General features: G+C 74.3%; 5 protein-coding genes. 3 read left to right on the top strand and 2 right to left on the bottom strand.

Features of this window, described 5'->3' with window-relative positions; all coding sequences use genetic code 11:
• Nucleotides 1-8: 8 nt before the first annotated feature.
• From AB0G50_RS16630 to AB0G50_RS16620, 3 genes are read left to right on the top strand one after another with little or no spacing between them, the layout of a single operon-like run.
• Nucleotides 9-10,733, top strand: coding sequence for an SDR family NAD(P)-dependent oxidoreductase (locus tag AB0G50_RS16630; protein WP_360108522.1), 10,725 nt, complete (start codon nt 9-11; stop codon nt 10,731-10,733).
• 21 nt (nt 10,734-10,754) lie between these two features.
• On the top strand, nt 10,755-14,696 hold the full coding sequence (locus AB0G50_RS16625; RefSeq protein ID WP_360108519.1) for a beta-ketoacyl synthase N-terminal-like domain-containing protein: 3,942 nt from the start codon (nt 10,755-10,757) through the stop codon (nt 14,694-14,696).
• Between the two features lie 35 nt (nt 14,697-14,731).
• Nucleotides 14,732-16,174 (top strand): FAD-dependent monooxygenase, encoded by a 1,443-nt coding sequence (locus tag AB0G50_RS16620; protein WP_360108517.1) that lies wholly within the window; start codon nt 14,732-14,734, stop codon nt 16,172-16,174.
• Between the two features lie 6 nt (nt 16,175-16,180).
• Here AB0G50_RS16620 and AB0G50_RS16615 read toward each other — a convergent pair whose 3' ends face one another.
• Complete coding sequence (locus AB0G50_RS16615) at nt 16,181-16,780, bottom strand: helix-turn-helix domain-containing protein (protein ID WP_360108514.1); 600 nt, start codon at nt 16,778-16,780, stop codon at nt 16,181-16,183.
• A gap of 85 nt (nt 16,781-16,865) precedes the next feature.
• Nucleotides 16,866-17,612 carry an AfsR/SARP family transcriptional regulator gene (locus tag AB0G50_RS16610; protein WP_360108511.1) on the bottom strand — a complete coding sequence of 249 codons (747 nt, stop codon included), beginning with the start codon at nt 17,610-17,612 and terminating at the stop codon, nt 16,866-16,868.
• Between the last annotated feature and the right edge of the window lie 168 nt (nt 17,613-17,780).

The raw sequence follows: 17,780 nt of genomic DNA, 5'->3' as shown, positions 1-17,780 counted from the left end.
GCACGCCGATGGAGAAGGAAGAGAAGCTCCGCGACTACCTCAAGCGGGCGACCGCCGACCTGCGCCAGGTCCGACAGCGCCTGCACGACGTCGAGGCCAGGGCGCACGAGCCGATCGCCGTCGTGGGCATGGCGTGCCGGTACCCGGGCGGCGTGCGGACGCCGGCGGACCTGTGGCGGGTGGTGGCCGACGGGGTGGACGCGATCTCCGGCTTCCCCACCGACCGGGGCTGGGACCTCGACGCGCTGTTCGACCCGAACCCGGACGTCGAGGGCCGCAGCTACGCCGACCAGGGTGGTTTCCTGCGGGACGCGGGCGCGTTCGACCCCGAGTTCTTCGGCCTGTCACCCCGCGAGGCGCTGGCCACCGACCCCCAGCAGCGGCTCCTGCTGGAAACCGCCTGGGAGGCCGTGGAAAGCGCCGGCATCGACCCGCACTCGTTGCGCGGCAGCCGAACCGGGGTGTTCGCCGGCGTGATCGCGCAGGACTACGTGCCGCGGCCCAACGAGGCACCCGAGGGTCTCGAGGGCTACTTCATGACCGGCGGCACGACCAGCGTCGCCTCCGGCCGCGTCTCCTACACGTTCGGGTTCACCGGACCGGCCATCACCCTGGACACCGGCTGCTCGTCGTCGCTGGTCGCGCTGCACCTGGCCGCACAGGCGCTGCGGCGCGGCGAGTGCTCGCTCGCGCTGGCGGGCGGTGCCACGGTGATCGCCTCCCCCGGCGTGTTCCTGGCGTTCTCCCGCCAACGCGGTCTGGCGCCCGACGGCCGCTGCAAGGCGTTCGCGGGCGCGGCCGACGGCACCGCCTTCGCCGAGGGCGCGGGTCTGCTCCTGCTGGAACGCCTGTCCGACGCGCTCCGCCACGACCACCCGGTGCTCGCGGTGCTGCGGGGCAGCGCGGTCAACCAGGACGGCGCGTCCAACGGCCTCACCGCACCTCACGGCCCTTCCCAACAACGTGTCATCCACGCCGCGCTCACCGACGCCGGACTGTCCACATCGGACATCGACGCCGTCGAGGCCCACGGCACCGGAACGACCCTGGGCGATCCCATCGAAGCCCAGGCCTTGCTCGCCACCTACGGCCGGGACCGCGACCGGCCGCTGTGGTTGGGCGCGATCAAGTCCAACATCGGCCACACCCAGGCCGCGGCGGGTGTGGCCGGGGTGATCAAGATGGTGCAGGCGCTGCACCACGACGTGTTGCCCCGCACCCTGCACGTGGACGAACCGACGCCGCGCGTCGACTGGTCCACCGGTTCCGTCGCGCTGCTCACCGAACCCCGGCCGTGGCACCGGGGCGAACGCCCCCGCCGGGCGGGCGTGTCGTCGTTCGGGATCAGCGGCACCAACGCCCACGTGATCATCGAGGAACCACCACCACCCGCCGAACGCCCGCACCCCACTCCCCTGCCGTGGCTGCTCTCCGCCCGCACCGAACCGGCCCTCCGCGACCAGGCCCGAGCCCTGCTCACCCACACCGACGCCGCCCAAACCCTGGCCTCTCGCGCCCGTTTCGACCATCGGGCCGGCATCAGCGGCGACCACCACGCAGCCTTGGAAGCCCTGGCCTCCGGCACTCCACACCCGTCTTTGGTCACCGGTCTGGCGAAACCGGGCAAAACCGCGTTCCTCTTCACCGGCCAAGGCAGCCAATACCCCGGCATGGGGCAGGACTTGTACGCCGCGTTTCCCGTCTACGCCCAGGCCTACGACGAAGTCCTGTCGCACCTGGAATTCCCGATCGAGGAGAACTCGCTCGACCAAACCCTGCACACCCAACCCGCCTTGTTCGCCCACGAAATCGCGCTCTACCACCTGATCACCCACCACGGCGTTACGCCCGACTACCTCGCCGGGCACTCGATCGGCGAACTGACCGCAGCCCATCTCGCCAAAGTCCTCAACTTGGCCGATGCGGCAACACTCGTGTCAGCACGCGCCCGACTCATGCAAGCCGCCCGGCCGGGCGGAGCCATGATCGCCATCCAAGCCCAGGAACACGAACTACCCGACGACGTCGACATCGCCGCCATCAACAGCCCGGACAGTCTGGTGATCTCCGGCGACCACGACGAAGTCCACCCCGTGGCCGAGCGATTCCGCGAGTTGGGCCGGAAGACGAGCGTGCTGAACGTCAGCCACGCTTTCCACTCCCACCACATGGACGAGGTCCTCGCCGAGTTCCGGACGATCGCGGCCGGTCTCACTTATCACGAGCCCAGGATCCCCGTCGTCTCCAACATCACCGGCCGACTAGCCGACCGGCTCACTTCACCCGACTACTGGGCCGAACACCTCCGCGCCACCGTCCGGTTCCACGACACGATCACCACCCTCACCAATGCCGGCGTCACGAGGTTCCTCGAAATCGGCCCGGACGGAACGCTCAGCGGCCTCGTCGGCGGCATCGCCACCCAACGGCGGAACCGGCCGCAGGTCGAGACGTTCACCGCCGCCCTCGCTGCCGCGCACGTCCAGGGCGCGCACGTCACCAGTCCGACGCGCGGCGTCGCCACGTTGCCCACCTACCCGTTCCAGCGGCGGAACTACTGGTTGGACACGTCGGCGCACCGCGGTCTGCTGGGCGAGCCGGTGCGAGTGGCGGACGGTGACGGGGTCCTGCTGGCCGGGCGGCTGTCGACGCGCACCCACCCGTGGTTGGCCGATCACTCGGTCCTCGGGTCAGTGCTGTTCCCGGGCACCGGAGTCGTGGACCTCGTGGTGCGTGCCGGTGTCGCGGTCGGCTGCGGTCGGATCGAGGAGTTGACGCTGGAGGCACCGCTCGTGCTGCCGGACCGGGGCGGCGTGGACGTGCAGGTGTCGGTGGACGCCGGTCGGGCGGTCAGCGTGCACTCGGGTTCGGGCGACCGCTGGGTTCGGCACGCGACCGGCGTGCTGTCCGATCACCCCAGGCAGTCCACTGTGGACACCATGCCGCCGGCCGACGCCACGGTGGTGGACCTGACCGACCTCTACCCGGCACTCGCGGACGCGGGACTCGCCTACGGCCCGGCGTTTCGCGGGTTGCGGGCGGTGTGGCGGCACGGCGCGGACACCTACGCCGAGGTCCGACTGCCGGAAGGCGTTGGCGCGCAAGGATTCGGGCTCCACCCGGCGTTGCTCGACGCCGCGCTGCACGCGCTCGCCGCCACCGCGGTCCTGGACGGCGACGACCAGGTGCGGCTGCCGTTCGCCTGGACCGGTGTCACCCTGCACGCCACCGGGGCCACCGAACTCCGGGTGCGGCTGTCGCCGACGGCGTCCGGTCTCGCCCTGGCCGCGACCGACCCGGCGGGCAACCCGGTGGTGTCGGTGGACACGCTGGCCGTGCGCCCGGTGTCGGCCGCGCGACTGGCGCGGTCCCGCACGGCCGACTCGTTGTTCCGGCTGTCGTGGCGGCCCGTGCCGCGGCCCGCCGAACCGGTGCCGACCCCCGTGGTGCTCGACCACCGCGACGGCACCCTGGACCTGCACGCCGCCACGACCGGCCTGTTGACCGCGTTGCGCGACGCGCTCGCCGGACCGGACGACGTCGTGGTGCTCACGGCGGACGCGGTCGCGGCGCGGGACGGCGATCAGGTCACCGACCTGGTCGGGGCCGCGCTGTGGGGGTTGGTACGCGGGGCACAGGCCGAGCACCCGGGCCGGATCACGGTGCTGGACCTGGACGTCCCGGACGAGCACGCGATCGGGCTCGCGGTCGCCACCGGCGAATCCCAGGTCGCGCTGCGCGCCGGAACCCTCTACGCGCCCAGGCTCGTGCCCGCCGACCGGGGTTTGCCCACGCCCGACGGCGGGTGGCGGCTCGGCGTCACGGCCACCGGCACGCTCGACCACCTCGCGCTCCTGCCGCACGACCACCGCTCGCCCGACGTCGGGCAGGTGCGGATCGCGCTCCGCGCGGCGGGCGTGAACTTCCGCGACGTGATGATCGCGCTCGGCCTCTATCCGGATCCGGACGCGCGGATCGGCGCCGAGGGCGCGGGCGTGGTGCTCGAGGTCGGGCCGGGTGTCACCGGGTTCGCGCCGGGCGACCGGGTGATGGGGTTGCTGGCGGACGGGGTCGGGCCGGTCACGGTGACCGACCACCGGCTGCTGGCCCGGATCCCGGCCGGCTGGTCGTTCGCGCAGGGCGCGGCGACGCCGATCGCCTTTCTCACCGCCTACTACGGGCTGGTGGACCTGGCCGGGGTGCGGGCGGGCGAGTCGGTGCTGGTGCACGCGGCGGCCGGCGGCGTGGGCATGGCGGCCGTGCAGCTGGCACGGCACCTGGGCGCGGTCGTGCACGGCACGGCGAGTCCGGCGAAGTGGGACGCCGTGCGCCGGCTGGGAGTGCCGGACGAGCGGCTCGCCTCGTCGCGAACCCTGGAGTTCGAAGCCAGGTTCGGGCGGGTCGACGTGGTGCTGAACTCGTTGGCCCGCGAGTTCGTGGACGCGTCGCTGCGGCTGCTGCCCGACGGCGGCCGGTTCGTGGAGATGGGCAAAACCGACCTCCGCGATCCGGCCGACCACCCCCGGCTCCACTACCGGGCGTTCGACGTGCTCGACGCCGGACCGGAGCGGATCCGGGAGGTGCTGGCCGACCTGGTCGGGCTGTTCGAGTCCGGCGCCCTGGAGCCGCTCCCGGTGACCGCGTGGGACGTGCGGCGCGCACCCGAGGCGTTCCGGTTCCTCGCTCAGGCCCGGCACGTCGGCAAGCTGGTGCTGACCGTGCCGGCGGCGTGGGCGGGTCGGGTGCTGGTGACCGGCGCGACCGGTGGGCTCGGCGCGCTCGTGGCCCGGCACCTGGTGGCCGCGCACGGTGTCACCGACCTGGTGCTGGTGGGCCGGCGCGGCCCGGACGCGCCCGGTGCCCGCGAGTTGGCCGCGGAGCTGATCGCGGCCGGGGCGCGGGTCGTGCTGGAGGCGTGCGACGTGGCGGACCGGGACGCGGTGGCCGCGCTGCTCGCCGCGCACCCCGTGACGGCGGTCGTGCACGCGGCGGGGGTGGTCGAGGACGCCACGCTCGACGCGCTCACGCCGGCCGGGTTGGCGGCGGTGCTCGGGCCGAAGGCCGACGGCGCGCGGCACCTGCACGAGCTGGCGGGCGACCTGACCGCGTTCGTGCTGTTCTCCTCGGTCGCCGGCACGCTCGGCGGTCCGGGCCAGGCCAACTACGCGGCGGCCAACGCCTACCTGGACGCGCTCGCCGAGCACCGCCGGCGGCGGGGACTGCCCGCGACGTCGTTGGCGTGGGGCCTGTGGGAACCCGTCGGCGGGATGACCGCGGCGCTGAAAGCGGCCGACCTGGCGCGGCTGGCCCGGGGTGGCCTGGTCCCGCTGTCCGCCGAGCACGGCTTGGCGCTGTTCGACGCGGCGTTCGACGCGGACACGGCGGTCGTGGTGCCGGCGGGGGTGAACCGGGCCGCACTGCCGTCGACCCCGGTGCTGAGCGCGCTGGTCCGGCCGGAGGTCGCGCGCACCACCGCGGTCGACTCGTTGCCCGCGCTGGTGCGGTCGGCCGTCGCGCTGGTGCTCGGGCACCCGGACGGCGACGCGATCGAGCCGGACCGGTCGTTCCGCGACCTCGGGTTCGACTCGCTGACCGCCGTGGAACTGCGGAACAGGCTCGACGCGGCCACCGGGTTGCGGCTGCCCGCGACGCTCGTGTTCGACCACCCCACGCCCGCCGCGCTCCTCGCCCACCTGCGGTCCGAGCTGTCCGGGACCGCGGCCGAAACCCCCGACGAGCCGGTGCGGGCCTCGTCGGACGAGCCGATCGCGATCGTCGCGGCGAGCTGCCGGTTCCCCGGCGGGGTGCGGACGCCGGAGGACCTGTGGCGGCTGCTCGCGGACGGGGTGGACGCCATCGCGGAGTTCCCGGTCGAGCGCGGCTGGGACGTCGAGGCGCTCTACGACCCCGATCCCGACCGCCCGGGCCGCACCTCCACCCGGCACGGCGGTTTCGTGCGCGACGCGGACCACTTCGACCCGGCGTTCTTCGGCATGTCCCGGCGCGAGGCGCTGGCCACCGACCCCCAGCAACGGCTCCTGCTGGAAACCGCGTGGGAGGCGTTCGAACGCGCCGGGCTCGACCCGGCGTCGGTGCGCGGCAGTCGGACCGGCGTGTTCGCCGGGGTGATCCCGCAGGACTACGCGGCCCGGTTGACCCGGGTGCCGGCGGGCGTCGAGGGCTATCTGGCGACCGGCAGCACGCCGAGCGTCGCGTCCGGGCGCATCGCCTACACCTTCGGGCTCGAAGGACCGGCGATCACCGTGGACACCGCGTGCTCGTCGTCGTTGGTGGCCCTGCACCTCGCGGCACAGGCGTTGCGGCACGGCGAGTGCGCGCTCGCGCTCGCGGGCGGTTCGACGGTCATGTCCACTCCCGGCGTGTTCACCGAGTTCTCCCGGCAGCGCGGCGTGGCGCCGGACGGTCGGTGCAAGGCGTTCGCGGGCGCGGCCGACGGCACCGGCTGGGGCGAGGGCGTCGGGTTGCTGCTGCTGGAGAAGCTGTCCGACGCGCGCCGGCACGGCCACCCGGTGCTGGCCCTGGTGCGGGGCAGCGCGGTCAACCAGGACGGCGCGTCCAACGGCCTGTCCGCACCGAACGGCCCCGCCCAGCAGCGGGTGGTCCGGGCCGCGCTCGCGACCGCCGGACTGTCCACTTCGGACGTCGACGCGGTCGAGGCGCACGGCACCGGAACGAGGCTGGGCGACCCCATCGAGGCCCAGGCCCTCCTCGCCACCTACGGCCAGGACCGCGCCGAACCGCTCTACCTCGGGTCGATCAAGTCCAACCTCGGCCACACCCAGGCCGCCGCCGGCGTCGCCGGGGTGATCAAGATGGTGCTGGCGCTGACGAACGGCGTGCTGCCGCGCACCCTGCACGTGGACGAGCCGACCCCGCACGTCGATTGGACTTCCGGCTCCGTCGCGCTGCTCACCGAAGCCCGACCCTGGAAGCGCCACGGCCGGCCCCGACGCGCCGGGGTGTCGTCGTTCGGGATCAGCGGCACCAACGCCCACGTGATCCTCGAAGAGGCACCCGAGCCCGTGGCGGCGACACCGCGACCGACGATGGTGACCACCGACGCCGTTCCCGTGCTGCTGTCGGCGAGAACACCGGCGGCGCTGCGCGAGCAGGCCGGCCGACTCCTCGACCACACCGACGACCTCCGCTCCCTCGCCCACACCCTCGCCCGCCGCGCGCACTTCCCGCACCGCGCGGCGATCGTGGTGGACAACCGGGAGGACCTGGTCGACGCCTTGACCGCGGTGCGCGACGGCCGGCCCCACCCGTCGCTGATCGAGGGGGTCGCCGACCACACCGGCCGCACCGCGTTCGTGTTCCCCGGTCAGGGCTCGCAGTGGACCGGGATGGCCCGGGAACTCCTGACCACCTCGGCGTTGTTCCGCGAGCACGTCGAAGCCTGCGACGCCGAACTGGACTGGTCGTTGCCGGAAGCGTTGCGTGGCGAGCTCGACCGGGTCGACCGGGTGCAGCCCGCCCTGTTCGCCGTGATGACCGGACTCGCCAAGCTCTGGATCGCCGCCGGCGTCACACCCGACGCGGTGATCGGGCACTCCCAGGGCGAAATCGCCGCCGCCTACACCGCCGGAGCCTTGGACCTGGCCGACGCGATGACCGTGGTGTCCCGGCGGGCGCGGGCTCTCGGCGAACTCACCGGCGCCACCGGGATGCTCTCCCTTCCGCTCGGCGCCGACGAGGCCCGCGCGTTCATCGCCGGGCACGACGACGTGCACGTGGCGGCGGTGAACGGGCCGACCTCGACCGTGGTCGCGGGTGACGTCGACGCGTTGCGCCGGCTGCGCGAGACCACCGCGAACGCCCGGCTGATCCCGGTGGACTACGCCTCGCACACCCCGCACGTCGAACCACTGGCCGAACGGATTCCGGCGCTGCTCCACGGCATCACGCCCCGACCGAGCCGAATCCCGTTCCACTCCACCGTCACCGGCGGCCCGTTCGACACCACCGGCCTCGGCCCCCGCTACTGGTACGAGAACCTGCGCAACCCCGTGCTCTTCCACCCCACCGTCGCCGCATTGCTCCACAGTGGACATACGACGTTCGTGGAGGTCAGCCCGCACCCGGTGCTCACGACGGCGATCGGCGACCTGGCCACCGCGTTCGGCACGCTGCGCCGCGACCACGGCGGACCGAGCCGACTGCTGACCGCGTTCGCCACCGCCCACGTCCGCGGACTCACCCTCGACTGGTCCGCGATCATCCCGCGCGCCGACCACATTCCGCTGCCCACCTACCCGTTCCAGCGCGAGAGGTTCTGGCTGGAGGCGACCCCCGGCGCGGACGTGGCGGCGGCCGGGTTGACCGACCCCGACCACCCGGTGCTCGGCGCGGCGGTCGACCCGGCCGACCGGGACGAGCTGGTGCTCACCGGTCGGGTGTCGACGCGCACCCACCCGTGGCTCGCCGACCACGCCGCCCTCGGCGCGGTCCTGTTCCCCGGCACGGCGTTCCTGGAGCTCGCGCTGCACGCGGGCGACCGGGTCGGCACCCCGCACGTCGAGGAACTGACCCTGGAAACACCGTTGGTGCTGACGGAAACCCCGGTGCGGGTGCAGGTGGTGGTCGGCCCGGACGAGGGCGGACGGCGGTCGATCGCGGTGCACTCGGCGACCGACGGGCCGTGGACCCGGCACGCCACCGGCGTCCTGACCGCCCACGACGAGCCGGCCGAGGTGTTCGACTGGCCGGCGGACGCGGAACCGGTGCCACTGCGGGAACTCCACGACCGGTTCGCCGCGCTCGGCCTGGACTACGGGCCGGCGTTCCAGGGGGTGCGGGGCGTGTGGCGGCGGGGTGAGGAGCTGTTCGCCGAGGTGACCCTGCCCGAGGACCTCGACGCGACGGGGTTCGGCGTGCACCCGGCGTTGCTCGACGCGGCCCTGCACCCGTTGGCGCTGCTGGGTGACGAGCTGCGGCTGCCGTTCGGGTGGACCGGCGTCCGGCTGCGCGCCACCGGCGCGACCACCCTGCGCGTGCGGCTCGCCGGCGGAGGGATCACCGCCGTCGACCCGGCCGGAGCCGCCGTGCTCTCGGTGGCCTCGCTGGTGGTGCGGCCGGTGTCGGCGGGGCAGCTCGCCGTCGACGTGCACCGGCTCGAGTGGGTCGACGTGCCGGTGCCCGCGCGGGAACCCGTGCCGGTGCGGGTGTTCCGGCCCGAGCCGCCGGAGGGCGACGTGCCGGCCGCCGCGCACGCCGTGGCCGCGCACACCCTCGCGCACCTGCGGGAGTTCCTCGCCGAACCGACCGACGTGCCGCTGGCGGTGGTCGAGCCGCCGGGGTTGGCCGGGTCCACCGTGGTCGGCCTGGTGCGCAGCGCCCAGACCGAGCACCCCGGGCGGGTCGTGCTGGTCGACCACCCGGACGCGGTGCAGCCCGCGCTCGCTGCCGGCGAACCCCACGTGCGTCTTCACGAGGGCCGCCTGCGCGCGCCGAGGCTGGCCGTCGCGCCCCGGCCGGGCCACCGGCCGCTCGACCCGACCGGGACGGTGCTGATCACCGGCGCCTCGGGCACGGTGGCCGCCGCCGTGGCCCGGCACCTGGTGGAACGCCACGACGCGCCACGACTTCTGCTGGTCAGCCGAAGCGGAGCCGACCCGCACGGGCTGGCCGGGTTGCCCGCCGACGTCCGGATCGCGCCGTGCGACGTGGCCGACCGGGCGCAGGTCGACGCGGTGCTGCGGGGCGAGCGGCTGACCGCCGTGGTGCACGCGGCCGGGGTGCTGGACGACGCGACCGTGGCGAACCTGACCGGGGAGCGGTTGCACCGCGTGCTGCGGCCCAAGGTGGACGGCGCGTGGCACCTGCACGAGGCCACCCTCGACCACGACCTGACCCACTTCGTGCTGTTCTCCTCGGCCGCCGGCACGTTCGGCGGACCCGGTCAGGCGAACTACGCGGCGGCGAACACGTTCCTGGACGCGCTGGCCGAGCACCGCCACCGGCGGCACCTGCCCGCGACCTCGCTCGCGTGGGGCCTGTGGGCGCGGCGCAGTGGCTTGACCGGCGGGCTCGGCGCGGACGACCTGGCCCGGTTGGCGCGCGGCGGCCTCGGCGCGTGGTCGACCGAGCAGGGGTTGGCGCTGGTCGACGCGGCGCTGGGCAGCGCGGAACCGACGCTGGTCCCGGTGCGGCTGGACCGCGCGGCGCTCGCGAAGGTCGACCCGCTGCCCGCCGTGCTGCGGGGTCTGGTCCGCGCGCGCAAGCCGGTCGCCTCGGTGCCGCGGCCGGCCGGGTTGCCGCCCGCCGAGCAGGAGGCCGCGCTGCTGGAGCTGGTCCGGGCGCTGGCCGCGACCGTGCTCGCGCACCCCGACCCGGCGGCGATCGACGCGAGCCGGCCGTTCGCCGACCTCGGGTTCGACTCGCTGACCGCGGTGGAACTGCGCAACCGGCTCGGCACGGCGACGGGCGTGCGACTCGCGGCGACCGCCGTGTTCGACCACCCCACACCGGGCGCGCTCGCCGCCCACCTGCGGGAGCGGCTCGACCCGACCCCGATCGACGGCGCGCGACGGGCGTTGGCCCAGTTGGAACACGCGCTGGTCGACGCGTCGGACCACGACCAGGCCGCCGTCGCGACCCGGTTGCGCGTCCTGCTCCGGTCGCTGGACCGGGACGTGACGCCCGACGGTCTGGACACCGCGTCCGCCGACGACCTCATCGACTTCATCGACCACGAACTCGGGATCTCCTGAGCCGACGAGGAGCGCACGCCCATGGTCAGCGAGGACAAGCTCGTCGAGTACCTCAGGAAGGTCACCGCCGACCTCGCCCGCACCCGACGGCAGCTGCGGGACGCGGAGGACGCACGGCACGAGCCGATCGCGATCGTCGGCATGGCGTGCCGGTACCCGGGTGGCGTGCGGACGCCCGACGACCTGTGGCGGCTGGTGGCGGCCGGGGCGGACGCGATCTCGGAGTTCCCGACCGACCGGGGCTGGCCCGACGTGCACGACCCGAACCCCGACCGCTCCGGCACCACCTACGTGCGGCACGGCGGTTTCCTGCCCGACGCGGACCGGTTCGACCCGGCGTTCTTCGGCATGTCGCCGCGCGAGGCGCTGGCCACCGACCCCCAGCAGCGGCTGCTGCTGGAAACCTCCTGGGAGGCCGTCGAGAGCGCCGGCATCGACCCGCACTCGTTGCGCGGCAGCCGAACCGGGGTGTTCGCCGGTGTCATGTACGGGGACTACGGCACGCACCTGGGCGACCGGCTGGGCGGCGTGCTCGACCAGGTCGAGGGCTACCTGGGCTTCGGCTCGGCGGGCAGCGTCGCCTCCGGCCGCGTGTCCTACACGTTCGGGCTGGAGGGACCCGCGATCACCGTCGACACCGCGTGCTCGTCGTCGTTGGTCGCCCTGCACCTGGCGATCCGGTCGCTGCGGTCGGGCGAGTCCGCGCTGGCGCTGGCGGGCGGGGTCGCGGTGCTGACCGGACCGGGCGTGTTCATCGAGTTCTCCCGGCAGCGCGGGCTCGCGCCCGACGGCCGGTGCAAGTCGTTCGCCGGGGCGGCCGACGGAGCCGCCTGGAGCGAGGGCGCCGGGGTGCTGCTGCTGGAGAGGCTGTCCGACGCCCGGCGGCACGGCCACCCGGTGCTCGCGGTCGTGCGGGGCAGCGCGGTCAACCAGGACGGCGCGTCCAACGGCCTGTCCGCGCCGCACGGCCCGTCCCAGGAACGCGTGATCCGGGCCGCGCTGGCCGACTCCCGACTGTCCACCGCGGACGTCGACGCGGTCGAGGGCCACGGCACCGGGACGACGTTGGGCGACCCCGTCGAGGCCCAAGCCCTGATCGCCACCTACGGGCGGGAACGCGGACCGGTGTGGCTCGGCTCGCTCAAGTCCAACCTGGGCCACGCCCAGGCCGCGGCAGGTGTCGCGGGCGTGATCAAGGTCGTGCAGGCGCTGCGCCACGACCTGCTCCCCCGCACGATCCACGTGGACGAGCCGGCGCCGCACGTCGACTGGTCGGCGGGCTCCGTCACGCTGCTCACCGCGAACCGCCCGTGGCCGCCGGGCGACCGACCCCGCCGCGCGGGTGTGTCGTCGTTCGGGATCAGCGGCACCAACGCCCACGTGATCATCGAGGAGGCACCGGCCGCGCCACCACCCTCGACCGAACCCCTGCCCTGGCTGCTGTCCGCCCGCACCAGCGCCGCCCTGCGCGACCAGGCCCGCGCCCTGCTCGCCCACCTGACCGCCCACCCCGCCGCGCCGGACGAGGTCGCCGCGACCCTCGTCCACCGCGCCCGCTTCGACCACCGCGCCGCGATCACCGCCGACCACCTGCGCGCCCTCGAAGCCCTTGCCTCCGCCACCTCCCACCCGTCCCTGGTCACCGGTCTCGCCGAACCGGGCAGAACCGCGTTCCTGTTCACCGGCCAGGGCAGCCAGTACCCGGGCATGGGCCGCGAGCTGTACGAGGCCTTCCCCGTGTACGCCCAGGCCTACGACGACGTGGTGGCCCACCTGGAGGTCCCGATCGACGCCGACGCGCTCGACCGGACACTGCACGCCCAACCCGCGCTGTTCGCCCACGAGGTCGCGCTGTACCGCCTGGCCGTGCACCACGGCCTGACACCCGACTACCTGGCCGGGCACTCGATCGGCGAACTCACCGCCGCCCACCTCGCCGGAGTCCTCGACCTGGCCGACGCCACGACCCTCGTCTCCGCCCGCGCCCGACTCATGCACACCGCCCGCGCAGACGGAGCCATGATCGCCCTGCAAGCCCAGGAACACGAACTACCCGACGCGGTGGACATCGCCGCCGTCAACAGCCCCGACAACCTCGTCATCTCCGGCGACCACGACACCGTCCACCGCGTCGCCGAACGATTCCGCGAGCTGGGCCGCAGAACGACCGTGCTCCAGGTCGGCCACGCCTTCCACTCCCACCACATGGACGACGTCCTCGCCGAGTTCCGAGCCGTGGCCGCCACGCTCACCTATCGCGAGCCCCGGATCCCCGTCGTCTCGACCGTCACCGGCACGATCGCCGACCGGCTCACCTCACCCGACCACTGGGCCGAACACCTCCGCGCCACCGTCCGGTTCCACGACACGATCACCACCCTCACCGACGTCGGCGTCACGACGTTCCTCGAGATCGGACCCGACGGCACGCTGAGCGGGATCGTCGGTGGAACGCCCATGCAGCAACGAAAACGACCGCAGGTCGACGCCTATCTGGCCGCGCTCGCCGTCGCGCACACACGCGGCGCACACGTCACCGGCACCGCTCGGGCGCACCTGCCGCTGCCGACCTACCCGTTCCAGCGGCAGTCCTACTGGCTCACCGCGCCTCCGCCCGAGCCGCCGTCCGAACTGGCCGACCTGGACCTGGACGACCACGAGCAGGAGGCGCTGCGCGAGGTGCTGCCCCTGCTCGCCGAACGACGGCGGCGCCGCGACTGGTGGTACCGACCGACGTGGACGCGCGTCACCCCCACCCGGGTCGGCTCGCCGACCGGCACCTGGCTGCTCGTGGGCGACGGCACGACCGACGCCGCACGCGTCCTGGCCGACACGAGGAGGTGGACACCGGGCGACCCGGTGCACCGGGGAGCCGCCGGGATCATCACCACGACCGTTCTGCCGGACCGAGTCGACCTGCCGGTATGGCTGCTCACCACCACGGGTGTGGTGGCCGGCGGCACGGTGCCCGACCACGACCAGGCCCGGCGGTGGGACGAGGGCGGTGCGCGCGGGTACCGGCTGGTGGACCTGCCCGCCGACACCGACGACGCGACCCGCGCCGTGCTCGCCGAGGTGCTGGCCGGCCGGTACGAGGACGACCGGGTGGCGATCCGCGGCACCGGCGTGTTCGCACGCCGGCTCGACCGCGTCCCCGAGCCCGAGCCGGTGTGGCGGCCGGCCGGGCGGGTGCTGCTGACCGACGCGGACTCGGTGTGGGGCAAGGAGATCGCGACCTGGTTGACGCGGCGGGGCGCGGAGGTGGTGCCGGCGGCGGACCGCGCGGGAGTGCCTCCGGACGTCGACGCCGTGGTGCACCTCGCCGACGACCCCGAGGTGCTGCGGCGGCTGGCCGAGGAGGCGGGCGACCTGGCGGCGTTCCAGGTGTGCGCGCCGCTGGACGCGGTGTTCGGGGCGCACGCGGTGTTCGACGCGGTCGTGGCCGGCCGGCGGGCGCGCGGGCTGCGGGCCTCGGTGATCGCGTGGGGTCCGCGGGACGGCGAGCGCGCGGTGCCCCGGCGGTCGGCGTTGGCCGCGTTGCGGCACGAGGGTCCGCTGGTGCTGGCCGACGTGGACTGGGAGCGGCACGTGGTGCGGCACGGGCGTTCCACGCTGGTCGGCCGGATCCCGGAGGCGGCCCGGGTGCTCGCGCCTACCGCCGGCGACACCGGGCACACCTGGTTGCGCGAGCGGCTGGCCGGCGTCGACCCGGCCGAGCGGCACGCGGTGCTGGTCGACGTGCTCCGCGGTCAGGCGGCGGCCGTGCTGGGGCACGTCTCGGCGGACGCCGTCGAGCCGGGCGCGAACCTCCTCGACCTGGGCTTCTCCTCGTTCGCCGCGCTCGACCTGAGCAACCGGCTCAAGGCCGCGTTCGGGCTGGACCTGCCGCCGGTGGCGCTGTTCGACCACCCCACGCCGGACGCGCTGGCCGCCCACCTGGGCACGATCCTGGCCGCGGGCTGACCCCGTGCGCCGACCGACCGACGAGAGGACATCGCATGGGTCACGTGGTCGTGGTGGGCGCGGGTGTCACCGGCCTCGCGCTCGCCGTCGAGCTGGGACTGTCCGGAGTGGACGCCACGGTGGTCGACCGGGGTGACCGGGCCGGTCGCGCGCCGGGCCTCGCGATCAACGCGGGCGCCGTCGAGCTGCTCGACCAGCGCGGTCTGCTGGACGAGGTGCGCGCGGGCGCGGTGGAACTGCCGAGCGCGCACTTCGCGTTGCTGCCGCTGGACCTCGACGCGGTGCCCGGCCCGCGCGAGAACACCCTGCTGGTCGGGCAAACCCGGCTGGAGGAGGTGCTGGCCCGGCACGCGGTCGCACGGGGAGCCCGGCTGCGGCGGGGCGCCGACGTGGTCGGGGTGATCCAGGACGCCGAGGGCGCGCGGGTGCGGTTCGCCGACGGCACGCAACTGGCCGCGGACTACGTGGTGGGCGCGGACGGCCGGTCGAGCACCGTGCGGTCCGCGGCGGGCATCGACTTCCCGGGCGTGGACGCGCCGTTCCACGGTCTCGTCGGCGACGTCGAGGTGGACCCGACCCGGCTGACCCCGGACCTGATCGGCGTCCGGTACACCGAGTCGGGCGGCCACTACACGGCCGCGCCGCTCGCGCCCGGCCTGCTGCGGCTGGTGACCGCCGAGTTCGGCCGGCCCGCGCCCACCGGCGAGGTGACCACCGCCGAACTGGTGGCCGCCGCGCGTCGGCTGGTGCGGGCCGAACTGCCGGTGACCGGGGTGCGGTGGGCGGAGCGCTACGCCCACTCGACCCGCAACGCGGCGGAGTACCGGCGGGGTCGGGTCTTCCTGGCGGGCGACGCGGCGCACGTGTTCTTCCCGCTCAACGGTCAGGGCATCGAAACCGGACTGCACGACGCGGTGAACCTGGGCTGGAAGCTGGCCGCCGTGCTCGCCGGCCGCGAGGACGCGCTGCTCGACACCTACCACGCGGAACGGCACCCGGTCGGCGCGTGGGCCGGCACGACCGCGCTGGCACAGGTCCAGCTGTCCCGGCCGGCGGCCGAGGTGGCGGCGGTGCGCGAGGTGCTCGGCAGGCTGATCGCGCTGCGCGGGGTGAGCCGGTTCCTCCTCGACGCGGTGACCGGCCGCGGTGTCCGCTACCCGGTCGGCGGTCCCGGACACCCGAGCCTGGGCGCCCGGCTGCCGACCGCGGCGGTGACCACCTCCCGGGGTGCCACGACCGTCACCGCGCTGCTGCGGTCCGGGCGCGGGGTGCTGCTCGACCTCTCGGCCGGCGCGCTCGACCTCACCGCGGCCGGCTGGGAGGACCGGGTGGACGTGGTGACCGCCGAGCCCTCGCCGGACCTGCCCGGCACGGCGTTCCTGCTGCGGCCGGACGGTCACGTGGCGTGGGCGACCGACGGCGGGACCGAGGGCGCGCGCGAGGCGTTGACGAGGTGGTTCGGCGCGCCGACCGGGTGAGCGGGATCAGGACCTCGAGCGGCGCAGACCGTCGCAGACCACGGCCACCATGCGGCCCACCACGGCGGTGTCCTTGGCCGAGCGCTCCGCGGCCAGGCAGGTGCCCACCAGGAGGCCGCGCAGTTCCGCCGCGCCCACGTCGTCGCGGACCACGCCCGCCTCCTGCGCGCGCACCAGCAGCACGGCCAACGCGCGGTGCAGGTCGCCGGTCGCGGTCGCGATGGCCGCCTCGACGTCGATGTTCACCCCGGTCAGGGCGTCGGTCAGGGCGCGGTTGGTGGCGCCGTCCTCCACCATCCGGGTGCAGAACGCGAAGAACGTGCCGCCCGGGTCGTCGGAGTCGACCAGCGACCTGGCCTCCGCGACCAGCTTCTCCACGTCGCTGAGCAGGATCGCCTCGAACAGCGACTCCTTGGTGGGGAAGTGCCGGTAGACGGTGCCCGCGCCGACGCCCGCCCGGCGGGCGATCTCGTCGATGGGCACGGCGAGGCCCTCGGTCGCGAAGGTGTCCCGGGCGACCTCCAGGAGGCGGGCGCGGTTGCGCCGGGCGTCCACCCGCAGCGGCCTGGTCCGTTCCGCCGGGTCGGGGGAACCGGTCGTCGTCACCCGCACACCTCCTCGCGGACGCACTCACCGAACCCGGCGATCCTACACGCACGGCACCACTTCGATCACCGTGCGTAGCGGGCGGTCAGGTGCGGAGCACGAGGATGTCCTGGAGCCGGTCCTCCAGCGCCCGGCTCGGCTCGAGGCCCAGTTCCTCGCGGAGCGTGGTGCGCACGGAGTGGTAGACCCGCAAGGCCTCGGCACGCCGGCCCGACCGGTCGAGCGCGGTCATCAACTGCTCGTAGAAGGTCTCGTTCAGCGGGTGCTCGTCCACCATCTGGTAGAGCAGCGGCGTCAACTCCTGGTGGCGGCCGATCGCGAGGCTCGACCCCGCCATCACCTCGACGCACTCGAGCCGCAACTCCTCCAGCCACGCGGCGAACCCGCGCATGATCGGGCCGTCGCACAGGTCCGGCGACAGGCTGCCGCGCCAGAGGCCGAGTGCCCGCTGCAACGCGCAGACGGCGTCCTCGTGGCGTTGCGCGCGGGCGTGCGCGCGGCCTTGATCGACCAACCGGAGGAAATCGCCCAGGTCCGTTTCGTCGGCACCCACATCGAGGAAGTAACCGGGCGAACGGGTGACGATCGCGCTGTTCCCGGAAGTGGCCCGGCCGAGAAACTTTCGCAACTGCGAGATGTAGACGTGCAACGCCGCGGTGGCCCGTCGCGGCGGTTTCTCCGGCCACAGTTCCGCGATCAACTGCTCTATCGAGACCACTCTGCTGGATCTGATCAGCAGCACGGCCAGGAGTGTTTCCATCTTCCGCGCGCCGAGCGTGTAGACGCCCTTGTCGTCCACCACGCGGAGTAACCCCAGGATCTCGTACCTCAACTATCGGCCCCCCATAGCCAGTGAAGTAACCGCAGGACCCCCGTCGGCGGCATTGAACAAGAGAATCGCGCCGAGGACGGCAGGGGCGCGTGATGCACGCGGATCCGGCGACGCTGCCGAGGTGGAACTGTTCTACCGAAGCGAACCGGGACCGTCAACCCGGTTCGA

The sequence above is a fragment of the Actinosynnema sp. NPDC020468 genome, assembly GCF_040642015.1.
Classification (GTDB): domain Bacteria; phylum Actinomycetota; class Actinomycetes; order Mycobacteriales; family Pseudonocardiaceae; genus Actinosynnema.
This window is presented reverse-complemented; position numbering and strand designations above follow the sequence as displayed.